Origin of the sequence: Oribacterium asaccharolyticum ACB7, assembly GCF_000238075.1 — a bacterium.
Classification (GTDB): Bacteria; Bacillota; Clostridia; order Lachnospirales; family Lachnospiraceae; genus Oribacterium; species Oribacterium asaccharolyticum.
Genome location: NZ_JH414504.1, coordinates 338165 through 352719, shown reverse-complemented (window position 1 = coordinate 352719; position 14555 = coordinate 338165). Strand labels below are relative to the sequence as shown.

The 14555-nt window shown below is 42.3% G+C and carries 14 protein-coding genes; all 14 read right to left on the bottom strand.

The genetic code is table 11. The annotated features are described in order from the left end of the window. Nucleotides 1-97 precede the first annotated feature (97 nt). The 14 genes from uvrC to HMPREF9624_RS01540 all read right to left on the bottom strand — a co-directional run bounded on the left by uvrC (nt 98) and on the right by HMPREF9624_RS01540 (nt 14499). Nucleotides 98-2032, bottom strand: a complete 1935-nt coding sequence (gene uvrC / locus HMPREF9624_RS01605; protein ID WP_009536246.1) for an excinuclease ABC subunit UvrC — start codon at nt 2030-2032, stop codon at nt 98-100. Next, nucleotides 2022-3368 carry a putative glycoside hydrolase gene (locus HMPREF9624_RS01600; RefSeq protein ID WP_009536245.1) on the bottom strand — a complete coding sequence of 449 codons (1347 nt, stop codon included), beginning with the start codon at nt 3366-3368 and terminating at the stop codon, nt 2022-2024. Before HMPREF9624_RS01600 ends, uvrC begins: the two co-directional genes overlap by 11 nt. 334 nt (nt 3369-3702) lie before the next feature. Further along, complete coding sequence (locus tag HMPREF9624_RS01595; protein WP_009536244.1) at nt 3703-4908, bottom strand: FprA family A-type flavoprotein; 1206 nt, start codon at nt 4906-4908, stop codon at nt 3703-3705. Between the two features lie 66 nt (nt 4909-4974). After that, nucleotides 4975-5139, bottom strand: coding sequence for a rubredoxin (rd, locus tag HMPREF9624_RS01590; protein WP_009427993.1), 165 nt, complete (start codon nt 5137-5139; stop codon nt 4975-4977). 244 nt (nt 5140-5383) lie between these two features. Beyond that, nucleotides 5384-5566, bottom strand: a complete 183-nt coding sequence (rpmF, locus tag HMPREF9624_RS01585) for a 50S ribosomal protein L32 (RefSeq protein ID WP_009534235.1) — start codon at nt 5564-5566, stop codon at nt 5384-5386. A gap of 202 nt (nt 5567-5768) precedes the next feature. Beyond that, entirely contained in the window at nt 5769-6962 is a 1194-nt protein-coding gene (locus HMPREF9624_RS01580) for an acetate kinase (RefSeq protein ID WP_009429378.1), read from the bottom strand. Nucleotides 6963-7031: 69 nt separating this feature from the next. Then, the gene (gene pta / locus HMPREF9624_RS01575; RefSeq protein ID WP_009429968.1) at nt 7032-8069 is read right to left on the bottom strand and encodes a phosphate acetyltransferase; all 1038 of its coding nucleotides are present in this window, start codon (nt 8067-8069) and stop codon (nt 7032-7034) included. Between the two features lie 128 nt (nt 8070-8197). Next, entirely contained in the window at nt 8198-8530 is a 333-nt protein-coding gene (locus HMPREF9624_RS01570; protein ID WP_009428892.1) for a cyclic-di-AMP receptor, read from the bottom strand. A gap of 99 nt (nt 8531-8629) precedes the next feature. Continuing rightward, the gene (locus tag HMPREF9624_RS01565) at nt 8630-9847 is read right to left on the bottom strand and encodes a tRNA(Met) cytidine acetate ligase (protein WP_009536242.1); all 1218 of its coding nucleotides are present in this window, start codon (nt 9845-9847) and stop codon (nt 8630-8632) included. Nucleotides 9848-9893: 46 nt separating this feature from the next. Further along, complete coding sequence (locus tag HMPREF9624_RS01560) at nt 9894-10670, bottom strand: MBL fold metallo-hydrolase (protein ID WP_009536241.1); 777 nt, start codon at nt 10668-10670, stop codon at nt 9894-9896. Further along, complete coding sequence (coaE, locus tag HMPREF9624_RS01555; RefSeq protein WP_009536240.1) at nt 10639-11241, bottom strand: dephospho-CoA kinase; 603 nt, start codon at nt 11239-11241, stop codon at nt 10639-10641. The genes HMPREF9624_RS01560 and coaE overlap by 32 nt, the downstream gene beginning before the upstream one ends. A gap of 15 nt (nt 11242-11256) precedes the next feature. Next, complete coding sequence (locus tag HMPREF9624_RS01550; protein ID WP_009536239.1) at nt 11257-11514, bottom strand: hypothetical protein; 258 nt, start codon at nt 11512-11514, stop codon at nt 11257-11259. Beyond that, nucleotides 11514-14108, bottom strand: a complete 2595-nt coding sequence (gene polA, locus HMPREF9624_RS01545; protein ID WP_009536238.1) for a DNA polymerase I — start codon at nt 14106-14108, stop codon at nt 11514-11516. Before polA ends, HMPREF9624_RS01550 begins: the two co-directional genes overlap by 1 nt. 46 nt (nt 14109-14154) lie before the next feature. Then, nucleotides 14155-14499 carry an anti-sigma factor family protein gene (locus HMPREF9624_RS01540; RefSeq protein ID WP_009427997.1) on the bottom strand — a complete coding sequence of 115 codons (345 nt, stop codon included), beginning with the start codon at nt 14497-14499 and terminating at the stop codon, nt 14155-14157. Nucleotides 14500-14555: the final 56 nt, after the last annotated feature.

Genomic DNA, 14555 nt, shown 5'->3' with positions numbered 1-14555 from the left:
ATATTTATATAGGATAATACCGAAAATCACCAGTAATTTATCTGAAAACAAAATCTTACTTTCTGCCAAAAGATTCTGTTTAGCTGCAAAAGTCTCTCTACGTTTCTTTCACAAATTCTTCTTTTTCTTTATCCTTTCTCTCCTGAAAGAATCGAAGAACTTCTCTGCTGGACTGTTCATCCATTTCCGGAATGGAACGGATTTCTCCATAGCTTGCCTTACTGATTCCGACTACATCATGGAATTTACGAAGTAGAGCCTTCTTCCTTTTGGGTCCGATTCCTTTAATATCGTCCAAAAGGGAATGCACCTGCTCTTTCATGCGAAGTGACCTATGATAGCTAATGGCAAAGCGGTGTACCTCATCCTGCACTCTGGTTAAGAATTTAAAGCATTCTCCATGTGTAGAGATGGGAACTTCTTTAAAATCCACCAAAAGTGCTCTGGTTCTATGATGCTCATCCTTCACCATTCCGCATACCGGTATGGATATCCCGAGTTCCTGCAAAACGGATAGACAAATACTGACCTGACCTTTTCCGCCATCCATTAAGATTAAATCCGGAAACTGTGAAAAAGAACCCATTTCATCCTTTTTATCCTGCTTTCGATTTTCCTTTTTTTCTTCCAAACCATGAGAAAAACGACGATAAAGCATTTCGCGCATGGAGGCATAATCATCCTGCCCTATTACCGATTGAATTCGAAACTTTCGATAATCATTTGTTTTTTCTTTCCCATCCTGGTATACCACCATGGATCCGACCGTAAGAGCCCCGGAGGTATTGGAAATATCATAAGACTCAATACGGGAGGGGAGTTTTTCCAAATTAGCCAACTCTTTGAGTTCTTCCAAAGCAATGGCCTGTTTCTTCTTCTCATTTCTATACTTTTCCACATAGCGAAGCATCAAAATTCCCGCATTTTTCCCTGCAAGCTCCACTAATTTTTCCCGATCCCCCTGCTTAGGATTCACAAGATGCACTTTTTTCCCCTTCAGTGCACTTAACCACTCCTCTATCATTTCTTGATCCTGCAGTTGACAAGGCAGATGGATTTCTCTGGGAAGAAAAGGGGTTCCGCTATAAAACTGTCTTAAAAAGAGAGATAAAATCTCCTCATCGCTCTCTTCTTCATCAATTTTTAAGAAGCTATGATCTCGCCCTACTATTTTACCGTCTCGTACAAAAAATATCTGAATCACACAGTCGCTATGATCTCTTCTGATTCCCAGAATGTCTCTGTCCTCTCCATCCAAAGCCGTAATTTTCTGGCGTTTCTCCAAAGTATGAATTCCGGAAATCAAGTCTCTGTATTCCATGGCTTTTTCAAAATCCAAGCATTCTGATGCTTCCATCATTTTCTCTTGAAGAGAATGAATCAGCTCCTCTGTTTTCCCGGATAAAAAAGCAGAAACTTTCGGAATCAGTGCTCTGTATTCTTCTTTCGATTGCTTTAAGGTGCAAGGTGCATCACATTGGCCCATATCATAATATATACAAGGTCTTGGCAAAGGCTTTTTCTCGGAAAATACCTTGTTACAGTTTCGGATATGTATGGTTTTTCGAAGAAGCTCAATGACCTCACGCACCTGTTCCACGGAAGTATACGGTCCGTAATATTTAGACAATTTATTTCGTTTTGACCTTGTAAAAAAAAGACGAGGATAGTCTTCTTCTACACTAAAGCGAATGTACGGGTAGGATTTATCATCCTTAAGAACCGTATTGTAGCGCGGTTTATTTTCTTTAATCAGATTCGATTCCAAAACAAGAGCTTCCAACTCCGAATCCACAATGATATATTCAAACCTTTGAATCTGTGAAACCATCTGTTGAATTTTAACGGATTTTTTATAGGATTTTTGAAAATATTGCTTTACACGATTCCGAAGATTTTTAGCTTTTCCAACATAAATAATTTCATCCATTGCACCGTGCATTAAATAAACTCCCGGTGCTTTCGGGAGTTTTTTTAATTCTTCTGGAATATTAAATTCTTTATCCTCTGTAAATGCCGAACTACTCTCCATTCCTTCTTTCCTCCGATGATTCTTCCGTTTGCGTCATTTGTACGGGAGGGCCGACTTCCTTTCTGCTCTTCTCCTCGACTTCCGCCTCTTCTTTAGAAAGGAACGCGGAAAAATTATAATTGTTCGCTGCATTCCAAATTAACCATTCTTCATATCCGCTGTCATAAACAGCCTGAATCTGAGCACGAATTTCCTCTTTTCCATAGGAAATATAGTGTTGCAGATACGAGGCCGTAAAGCCCTGCAACCAAGGACGTACCGTTGCCTGATAACTCTGATTTCCGGCTTCCAAGAAGAGAGCCTTATGTGATGCAGCCAAAGCACCTTGAATCGTTTTATAAGGCTCCGTATCCGGATAAGCAATTCCGAAATTACCGTTTCCGTAGTGAGACGGATAAATCATCGGGCACATATAATCTACACATTCCGCCATAACGGCATAGTCCTGTCCGACAGACATACTGTCTACATAAGATCCAATTATCGTTCCGAAAACATCCGTAGAAAAGAAAACTTTTTTTTGCGCCATTCTGTCCGCCATAAAGCGAACAAATTCGGTGATGATTTTTGTTTTATCCGTTTTCGCCTCTTCCGGATAGACCACTTCCTGCATCCTTTTTTCAGTACAGAAGCGAACATAATCAAGCTGTATTTCATCAAAACCGTCGTCAGCACAGCTTTCCGCTATGGAAGCAAGATAGTCCCAGTATTCTTTTTTGTATGGATTTACCCAATTTAATCCATTATTATCTTCAAAAAGACTTCCGTCAGCCTTCTGATTCATCCATTCGGGATGCTTCGAGCCAATATAAGGATCTCTAAAGCAAACCAAGCGGGCTATCACATAGATTCCCTCATCATGACAGCGCTTTAAAAGTGCCGGTAAATCGGGAATGATCTTTAAATCCGCACCCAATTCCTTTACCAGCGGATTATTCATTCTGTAGCTGATCCTTCCCTGATCATTTTTGATGTCAATAACCAAGGCATTCAGTTCCGTACCCTTCATTCCGGACAGAATCTCCTCCATGCGTTCGGAACCGGCTGTATTATCGGTAATATAAATTCCTTTTACTTTCTTTCTTTCCTTACTAATAGCGGGTTTCTTCCAGATCAAAGCGGCTTTAGCCTTTTCCTCTTCTTCTGCCCTTTCTTTGGCTTCTATACTTTCCTGTGCCAGAGATTCTTGGAACTCCGCCTTCTCTGCAAGTTCGGATTCGTACTGCTTCAGTTCAGGAGTCTTGTTCACTTTATACTTCAGAGGTGCTTTTGTGCCGCAAGCCGAAAGAAGGCAAAAAAGAATGATTAAAATCCAAAGATATGATTTAACTCTCATAATCCTCCTATTTTATCCTTAAATATAGTCCGATTATACCACTTTGACATTCTAATACAAGAAATTTTGGGATAGCGTGAATGCACACGAGATACCGCATGCTCCGCGAGAGATAAGACACCGCATGCTTCGCAAGAGATAAGACACCGCACACTTAGTGAGCGATATTCGCTGAGAATAAAACAGCCATAATGCTTAAGCTTCATTCACGCTTAACATTATGGCTATTTTTATCTCTTTCATTCAACATGAAAAATCGTTCTTCGTTAGATAGTTTCCCAAAAGCTAATTTTATTCATAATCGGCATCGTACAATTTTCGTACAATAACTCATTTAGGATAAAACGTCCTTTGCTATCCTATCGGCAAGTTCCTCTAAAGCTTCCCGATTCACTGTGGAGGACTTTACGGTAAGAGGAGATGCAAGATAAGTAATCCCCTTCATACCGTCTAAAATTTCCTTCAACAACTTAGCGCTTTGCGGTGCCCAAGTTCCATTCTCAATGATGGATACCGTTCGATTCTGCACACTCAGATTTTTCATATCCGTGAGCAAATTTTCCATTTTCGGGAAAAGACCGTTGTTATAAGTCGTTGCCCCGAATACCAGGTGGCTTGCGCGAAAAGCTTCTCCGATTAAATAAGATACTTCCGTCTTGGAAACATCATAAATTCGAATGTTCCGTACGCCTCTTGTCCCGAGTTCCAAAGCAAAATGATTGATTATCGATTCAGTATTGCCATAAACTGAATTATAATAAATCACTACAGCCTTATCTTCCGGCTGATATTTTGACCAAAGATCATATTTCTCCAAAATAAAGGAAAGGTCTTCATCCCATATCGGACCATGCAAGGGGCAAATCATCTTAATAGAACAAGCACCTGTCTTTTTCAAAGCAGCCTGTGTCTGCGGGCCATACTTTCCAACAATATTGGCATAGTAGCGTCTTGCATCATCAACGAAATCTTTGTCTTTATAATTCTGTTCACTGGCAAAAATATTACCGTTGTTACAACCAAAAACGCCAAATGCGTCGGCTGAGAAAAGAATAGAATCGGTAATATCATAAGAGAACATAACCTCCGGCCAATGTACCATTGGTGCAAAAAGAAATTTAAAGCTATGTTTTCCGAAAGAAAATTCTTCTCCGTCCTTCACTACAATTCTGTTTTTTTCCGGAATTGCAAAACTGAAAAACTGCTCCAGCATCTGAAATGTCTTCATATTGGAAATGATACACAAATCCGGATATCTCCTGTAAATATCCTCAAAAGAACCGCAATGATCCGGTTCCATATGATGAATTACAAGATAATCCAGAGCTCTACCGCCTAAAGCATGCTCAACATTTTCCAAAAATTGATGCGCTACTGTATGATCGCAGGTATCCAACAAAGCTGTCTTCTCATCTAAAAGCAGATAGGAATTATAGCTTACTCCTCTCTCCAAAGGAAAAAGATTCTCAAAGAGAGGAAGTCTTCTGTCATCTACCCCCACATATACTAAATCATCGGTAATTTTTCTGTATGAATACATCTTCACTACTCCTCTGATTACTCGTCACGATCGATTCTCAGCTTTTCAGATGTTGGGAACTTACCCTTAATCCTCAGAAACCTCGAACTGATCCTTACCTACTCCACAAAGCGGGCAAAGGAAATCTTCGGGAACATCTTCCCAAGCTGTTCCGGGAGCTACACCTGCACCCTCTTCGCCTACTTCCGGATCATAAATATAACCACAAACTGTACATACATATTTCTTCATGATAATTCTCCTTTTCTAATACTAAACTTAAGTGTTTGAGTTATTACTCGCTGGTATATTATCATTAGATTGTGCACAAGTCCAGTAATTTTAGGAATAATTTCTGTTTTTAAATTGAGTACAATTTAAAAACGGAAATGCCGTATAGCCAAGCGCACAACACCCGTTATAAGCGTGATTGCTCCCCCCTACGGCAATACTTGGAAAGAATAAAGGAGTTCCCTTACGGAAACTCCTCTTCTCATTAGTCCTCTACTTTGATAATCTCACGCTTGTTATAAGATCCGCAAGCCTTGCAAACTCTATGAGGCATAACCAAAGCACCACACTTGGAGCACTTAACAAGGTTTGTTGCACCCATCTTCCAATTTGCTCTTCTGCTGTCTCTGCGGGCCTTGGATGATTTATTTTTTGGACAAATAGACATATTTACACCTCCCGTCTTAACCGAACTGGAATCGGTAGATTTGGTCATGCTTTTTAATCGTAGTGTGAGCCCTTCCCCACACTCTAAACGGGAAATTCCATAGTAAGAACATCTCCGTCGAAAACACACTCATGATAAAATACACTATCTTTGTATAAAAAGCAAGCAAAAAATACGAAATTAACAAATATTCCCTATCGGATTACTTTGTTAAACGCTGTGTATCCCTTGCAATTGCCAACTCCTCATTGGTCGGAATCAGGAAGAGCTTTACTTTGGAATCATCTGCAGAAATCAAAGTCTCCTTTCCTCTTACATCGTTTCTTTCCGGATCAATCTTTGCACCGAGGTATCCGAGATACTGCTCTACTACCAGTCTTCTCGTCACTTTATCGTTTTCTCCGACTCCTGCGGTGAAAGCAATGGCATCCACACCGTTCATAGCGGCCGCGTAAGCACCAATATACTTTGCAACTCTGTAACGGAAAGCGTCCAGTGCTACTTCAGCCATGTGGTTGCCCTTTTCGGCTGCCTGTTCAATATCTCTGAAATCGGAAGAGATGCCGGTCATTCCGAGTACGCCGGATTTCTTATTTAAAATATTGAGAACTTCATCTACACTCTTATTCTCATGATTGGCAATAAACTGAATTACCGCACCGTCAATATCTCCGGAACGAGTTCCCATAATGAGACCCTCAAGCGGGGTAAGTCCCATGGAAGTATCCACTGCCTTTCCACCGATGGAGGCGGAAATGGAAGCACCGTTTCCTAAATGGCAAACAATAACCTTTGCCTTCTCCGGATCCAATCCGCCAAAACGAATCGTTTCTGCTGAAACATAAGCATGGCTGGTTCCATGGAAGCCGTAACGACGAATCGCATACTTGTCATAGTACTCTTTCGGAATCGCATAGAAGTACGCCTTCTCCGGAAGGGTCATTCCGAATGTGGTGTCAAAAACAGCCACATTCTGCTTTCCGGGAACAACTTTCTCACAAGCTTCAATTCCCATCAGGTTTGCAGGATTGTGTAAAGGTCCTAAATCAAAGCACTCACGGATAACCTTCTTTACCTCTTCATTTACAACGATACTCTGGGTAAATTTATTTCCTCCATGGAGAACGCGATGTCCGATTGCATTAATCTCATCAACAGACTTTACGACGCCATGCTCTCCTGTTAAGGCATCAAAAACCAACTTTACCGCTACAGAATGATCCGGCATATCGGTTTCTACAATATAGTCCTCTTGCCCTGGCACTTCATGCTTCATACGGGATCCTTGAATCCCGATTCTTTCGCAAAGTCCCTTAGCCAATACCTTCTCTCCCTCCATATCAATGAGCTGATACTTCAGAGAAGAAGAACCACAGTTAATTACTAAGATTTTCATAGAACCTCCAAAAATGATGTATTTTTCTTCGAATATCGTTTCGATATTCGTTTAAGAACACGACTACGTTTAATCGTAAAGCTGACACTGCACGGCGGTAATGGCAACAACTCCCACAATATCCTCTGCACTGCAGCCTCTGGATAAGTCATTTACGGGTCTTGCTATACCCTGTGTCATGGGTCCGTACGCTTCCGCCTTTGCCAGTCTCTGCACAAGCTTATAACCGATATTTCCCGCATCCAGATTCGGGAAAATAAGAGTATTGGCATGCCCTGCAACCTTGGAATTCGGTGCTTTTAAAGAAGCAACCGATTCTACAAGTGCCGCATCCAGCTGCAACTCGCCATCCAAAAGTAAATCCGGATTGTTTTCCTTTGCAATTCTCGTTGCTTCCTGAACCTTTGTCACATCATCATGCTTAGCTGATCCCATGGTAGAGTAGGAAAGCATGGCCACCTTCGGCTCTTTTCCGACAAGGAAACGGAAAGATTCTGCAGAAGACTCTGCAATGGCGGCAAGCTCTTCCGCTGTCGGATTCTGATTTAGACCGCAGTCGGAAAAAACAAAAGTGCCATTTTCCCCATAAGGACAATCCGGAACAACCATAACAAAGAATGCGGATACCAGCTTGGTTCCGGGCTTGGTTTTTAAAATTTGTAAAGAGGGGCGAAGGGTATCCGCAGTAGAATGACATGCACCGGAAACGAGACCGTCCGCATCTCCCTTTTTCACCATCATTACGGCAAAGTAGGTATTGCTCTCCGTAAGGAGCTTTCTTGCCTCCTCTTCCGTCATCCCCTTGGATTTTCTCAGTTCCACCAAAGTGGCAACATAATCATCCAGCGAAGGAGAAGTCTTTGGGTCTACAACCTCTATACCGGATACGTCAAAACCATAATTACGGGCATCCTTTTCCACCGTTTCCTTGTTCCCAAGAAGAATCAAATTCGCAAAGCCTTCTTTTTTAATCTGCTGCGCCGCCTCCAGCGTTCTCTTATCCTCCGCTTCCGGGAGTACAATGGTCTTCATCCTAGCCTTGGCTTTTGCTTTTACATCTTCAATAAATGACATATTCTTCCTTCTTTCTTTTCTTCCAGAATCCATCTTTTTTCATAAAAAATGGCACAGGTCACCCTGTGAAATTCATAAAACTGACTGTTATTATAGCAAAGCTATTCCTTTGAAAAAAGAGAAATATACAGAATCCTATAAATAACACCATTTTGTACATTCTAGTATTTTTCAAAGCGTTCCAAAGGCACAACCATGATGGTTGCTCCTCCGATTTCCACATTCATCGGCATTGTTGTGTAGTTCATGATGGAACTGCCGGACAAATACGGCATATTTACCGTGATTTCCTGTCTTCTTCCGCACTGTGCCTTGATGACATCGATGCATCGATCTACATCGCTGTCTTCCACGGCAATCATCAGCGTCGTATTTCCCTTTTTCAAAAAACCTCCTGTTGTTGACAGTCTGGTTACCACAAAATGTTCCTGCATCAAAGCCTGAATCACATCATCTTCATTGTCATTTCTGATAATCGCATAAATCAGTTTCATAAGGCAATTCCTCTCTGCTTAATCCTACTCTTCCAAGTCCTAAAGACCTGTTTTTCCCTTTAGCCTATAATTGGGGCATTTTTTATTCCATTTATCCTATCATATTTTTAGAAAAAACTCACGATATTCCTCTTCCGTTCCAAGTAAAATTGCCTGATAGATTTTTCTTCCGAACAGGTCTATTTTCATCATATAATTGTCTTTTAATCCGGAATTTTCCCGAAGACTGTGTCCAAGACGAAAAATAGAATTCTCCGGCAAATAAGAAAGCAGTACTTCCGCCCTTTTACTACAACCGAGAATCCTAAAGTAGGGACTTTTTTCCGCTTTAGCCTGTTTCATATCCTCTTCTCGAATATGGAGAAGGACATGCAAGAGAGCCCTGCTCACTCGGGAATAGGTGTAGTTTTTTCCTTTCAGACTCTGTATAAAACTTTCCACTGTACTTTCTTTTCCTCGTAATGCACCGCCTTCTCTTATCATTTTTAAAATGCGCTGTTCAAGGTCCGCACTAATATCCAAAAAAGAAGACAGACTCTGCCCTTCTCTTTCCAACTCGAGAATCCTGTATAAGAGGAACTCCTTTAAAGACTCCATGTCTCCATAGGCTTCTCTTCCGTCCGCAGATTCCTCCTTTCCCGAAATAAGGACGTTATCCCGCTTTTTCCCACTTTGTAATGCAGAAATTTCATTCTTCGCTTTTTCCCTTTTTTCATTTCGTATTGCATGGGCGGAGGAAAAGGCGGGGTTTCTTTGTATTACGCCGAATTCCATCCGACTTTTCAATATGTCTGCTGCCATTAAATAAGCAATGCCAAGATTGTCATTGGGTAGGATTTCTCCGGGATAATATAGACTTAATGCCTTTTCCCTGGCTTTCGGATAGCTGTCTCCTTCTGCAAGGTATTCTTTAAACTTCGCTCGATACTCGGGATTTTCCTCTTCATTCCGTAAAAATGTGGCAGTCTCCCTAAGTCTTTCCAAGTCTCCGCATTCCGACCCGAAAACAATTTGATCGATAAAACCAAGTTCGGAAAGAATCTTGACACTCCCATAAGCAAAGTCAAGACTCCCTGAAAGCGAAAAAAGGACAGGAAGCTGAATAAGAAGGTCCACACCCTTCTTAAGGGCCTGCTTTGCCCTTTCCCATTTCGAGAGGAAAGCCGGTTCTCCTCTTTGCACAAAGTCTCCGGACATCACGGCAACAATATAATCCGCAGCATATTTTTTTCTGATTTCCTGTAAAAAATAGGCGTGTCCGTCATGAAAAGGATTGAACTCGGTGACTACGCCTACTACCTTTTTCCCGTTTATCATTTTCGAAAAACCCTTTCCTTGATATCGTGCAATAGTTTTACTTTATCTACCATTCTACAATTGTAGAAATCTCCCCGTGCTTTGCTACGGTAATCGGTAAGTCGTTTTCCGAAATCTTCTCCCGAATCGTTTGTAAAGCAAGCTCCGGAGTATTATTTTCTTTGCTCAAATGCCCTAAAAAGACCTGTCTCAGGGTACTCCCGGCTACCTTTTCCAGAAGGGTCGCACTGCTTTCATTGGAAAGGTGTCCGAAGTCCGAAAGAATTCTGCGTTTCAGTTCCAGGGGATAGGGTCCCTTTTCCAGCATTTCAATATCGTGGTTCGCCTCCAAAAGGAGGACATCCGTATCTCTCAAATGTTTGATTGTATACTCATCATAGCTTCCGAGGTCTGTAGCAATGGCGCAATGCTTCTCTCCTGACTCTGCACGGTACGCAAGCGGTTCTCTGGTGTCATGATGAATACTGAAAGGGAATAAATCGAGGTCTTTTATGCTCCATTTTCGGTCGGTTAAAATCGGGTTCAAAAGTTCCTTCGGAAAATCCTTTAAACTCTTACAAAGCAAGGTTCCCTGCAATGTTCCGAGGCTCGCATAAACCGGGATTTCCTGCTTCCTGAGAATACTCCCCAGCGCCTTAATATGATCAAAGTGCTCATGGGTAAGGAAAATGGCATCGATGTCTTGTAAGGATAAATCCAAGGCCTTAAGTCCTGCCTCTATGGTTCGAATCCCCACTCCGCAATCGATTAAAATGTGTGCCTCTTCCGTCCCGATATAGCTTGCGTTTCCATCAGAACCGCTGGATAAACTGGCGAATCGCATCCTCTGTCCTTTCTCTGTTTCCATCATTGAAAAGCACAAAATCCGCTTTTTCCTTATACTTTTCAATGTCCTGTGCCTTCATCATTCTTTCCGCCTCCTCCCTTTTATATCCGCGATTCTTTGTAAGACGGGAAAGTCGCGTAGCAAATGGACAATCCACGTAAAGCACGGCGTCACAAAGAGATAAAAAGGCTTCATTCGGAAGGGCCGTCTCTACGGCAAGCTTCTTTCCTTCTTTTCTTGCCTTGTAAATAGCCTGCGCAGCCATGTGAAAGACAAGCGGATGAACTCTTTCCTCCACCGACTTTCTATAGGATTCATCCTTTAGAAGAAGAGCACGAAAAAGAGGAAAGTTTAATTCCCCCTTCTCGGTAAAAACATCTTTTGGAAGCACGGAAGACAGCTGCTTTAAGAAAACGCTATCCAGATAGCAGTTCTTTGCCAGCCGGTCCATTTCCAGTCTTTCATACTGCCCTTCGCGCTCTAAAACGGAAAGCACCGTGCTTTTCCCGCTGCCCATTCCACCTATTACAGCCAAAATATTCTTTTTGGATTTTCCGTTCTTTTCCATTAAAACAAAATACTCCTACTCATTCCCTAAACTGCTCAGATACAGGCGTATCTCTTCAAGACCTTCTTCAGAAAAGGGGAAACTTTTCTTCTCTTTCGCTTCCTCCGGCGTATGCAAAAAGGCATAGGGCTCAGGCCAAGTATAGACAAGAAGCGATTTGCCTTCTCCTTCCTCTTGTTTTTCAATGCGATAGCGTATCCCTTGAAAGGATCCCGTATAGGGAGATTTTTTTAAAAAGCTTAGCGGAAGAATATCCTTCTTATCGATTTCCATTAGTGTGCTTCCTCCCAATTTTTCCCGGTCTTCGCTTCCACAAGGAAGGGAACCGGAAGAGTCAAGGCATTTTCCATGGAGGAAACCAGAATTTCTCTTACCTCATCAAGCTCTTCCTCCGGTACCTCCAAAAGAAGCTCATCGTGAACCTGTAAGACAATTTCGCTCTTTAGTTCTTTTCTTTTAAGTTCCTCATAAACTGCATTCATAGCTACCTTCATCATATCCGCAGCCGTGCCCTGAATCGGAGAGTTCATAGCTACCCGTTCACTGAAGCTTCTTCGCATAAAGTTGGAAGCATGAATCTCGGGGATTGGGCGGCGTCTTCCGAAAACGGTCTTCACATATCCGTTTTCCCTTGCAAAGGCTATTTCCGAATCCAAATACTCCTTTACCTTCGGATAGGTCGTAAAATAGCGCTCAATATATTCCTTTGCATCGGCCCGTCCTATACTTAAGCCCTCTGAAAGTCCGAAAGCGGAAATGCCGTAGACAATGCCGAAGTTAACCGCCTTTGCGTTTCTTCTTAATTCATCCGTTACTTCATCAAGTGGCACATGGAAAACCTGGGACGCGGTAACCTTATGAATATCTCTATCCATACGATAAGCTTCAATCAGTTTTTCGTCCTTGGAAAGCGCAGCCAGGATACGAAGTTCAATCTGGGAGTAATCTGCATCCAAAAATACGCAGCCCTCCTTGGGAATAAATACGGAGCGGAAATGTCTTCCCATTTCGGTTCGGATCGGAATATTCTGTAAGTTCGGGTCCGTAGAAGAAAGTCTTCCTGTTGCCGTAACCGTCTGTTGGAATACGCCGTGTATACGAGAGTCTTCCCCGATATAGTTCAGTAAACCCTCCGCATAGGTTGAATTCAGCTTCGCATAGGTACGGTATTCCATCACCTTCGCCACAATCGGATAGTCCTCCGAAAGCTTTTCCAGTACGTCCACCGCCGTGGAATAGCCCGTCTTCGTCTTCTTTCCGCCGGGTATTCCCATTTTTTCAAATAAAATCACACCGAGCTGCTGGGGAGAGTTGATGTTAAACTCTTCTCCCGCCATGGCATATATTTCCTTCTGCAACTCGTCAATTTTTTCTTTTAGAACCTTTCCATAGGAAAGAAGCTCTTCCTTGTCGACCAAAATACCGGTCTTTTCCATAGAATAAAGCGTTCTGGCAAGCGGCAGTTCAATCTTCTCATAGAGCTCCCACTGCCCCTCTTCCTTTAATTTAGAGAAAATACTGTCCTTTGCCTTTAGGGCGATGAGTGCCTGATAGATTCCCTCTTCCCGGCGGTCTTTCAGTTCTTTTTTCCCGGGTAAAATAAGAGAAAGATAGTCTCTTGCCAAATCATCATAGAAATAAGACTCTTTCAGAGGATTTAGTAGATAGGCCGCAATGGCCAAATCATAGACCTCTCCTTCCGTGAATATCTCATGGAGGTGCATCTCTTTCTTACTTTCTAATGTATAAATCTTACAGGCCTCAAAAAGCTCCGAAAGTTTCTCCTCAGCCATACGGAGCGGAACACGGTATAAACGTTCCTCGGAAAGTGCGAGATAGAGCATCTTCTCTTCTTCCTCCGCTAAAATAAGACCTATCTCTCCCTGCTTTACAGCGTCCTTTACGACAATCTGAAAAAGATAAGGATCCGTGACATCCTTCCATGGCTTTAACTGAAAAGCAGGACTTTCCTCTGTATTTTCCGAAGAAAAACGGGGAATCAGAGAGCGGAACTCCCATTTCTTCACAAGTTCGAGACTCTTCGCATTCGCATAGTTTTCCAACTTGGCATCCTCGAAACGAAAAGCAATCGGGGCATCTAGGCAGATGGTCGCAAGCTCTTTTGATAACTTCGCAAGCTCAAAATGTGTCTTTAAATCCTCTGCCGCTTTTGGCTTTCTGGGTACCTTGAATTCCGGGTCATCCGTATGAGCAAGGGCATTTTCAATACTGTGATACTTTGCAATAATCCACGTTGCCGTTTTTTCTCCCATACCGGGAACCCCCGGAATATTATCGGAGCTGTCCCCCATAAGAGCTTTTAAGTCAATAAACTCCTTTGGACTGACTCCCCACTCCTCTTCCACATCCTTCGGGTAGTAGTTGTAAATATTGGTCTCTCCCTTTGCCGTCTTCGGAAGGGAAATCTTGATATGCTCATCAGAAAGCTGAAGAAGGTCTCGATCTCCGGAAACAATGGTGACTTCCTTTCCTTCTTCCTGCATTCTTTTGGCAACCGTTCCCAGGATATCGTCTGCTTCATAACCTTCCATGGTTAAAATGGGAACATTCATGGCAGTAAGAAGCTCCTGCAAAATCGGAACCTGCTGCTTCAATTCTTCCGGCATGGATTTCCTCGTCCCCTTGTAGTCGGAGAACATCTTATGTCTAAAGGTCGGCACAGGCATATCAAAGGCGACAGCAACATGCTCCGCCTCTTCCAATTCCAATTCTTTAAAGAAAATGTTTAAAAATCCAAAAACACCGTTTGTGGGTATTCCCTCATGATTACTCAAAATCGGTACGCCGTAAAAGGCCCTGGATAAGATGCTGTGGCCGTCGATTAACAACAATTTATTCTGCTTCAAAGAATCCTCCTACTCTGTACGAAAATGAACTGTCAGAAGTTCTGTTTTATCGAAAAATCAAGGGCAAATAGCCTAGAATAAAATAGAATAAAGAAAAAAACAGTGCCCAAAAAACAAGCGTTTCCGAGCTAATTCTCACTGCAGAAAAGAAATGTCCCAAGCGAAGAAAATGTTCCGCTTCTTCTTCCATTTTACGGTAGGATCGGTCCACCGGCATATTTTCCTTCCCATCCAGACTTCTTAAGCCATGATAAATCATATGTGTCACACGCAATTCTTCCTTGCAATCCGGGCAAGTTTTAATATGTTGCAAAAAGTCCTCCAGCCTATCCTCTTCCCAGTTTCCCTGCACGAAATCATAGATATATTTTCTAGCCTCTAAACAGTTCACTATACACTCCTATGGTAAAATAATGGCAAGTCTCTTTCCACAAAATACTTCTCCAA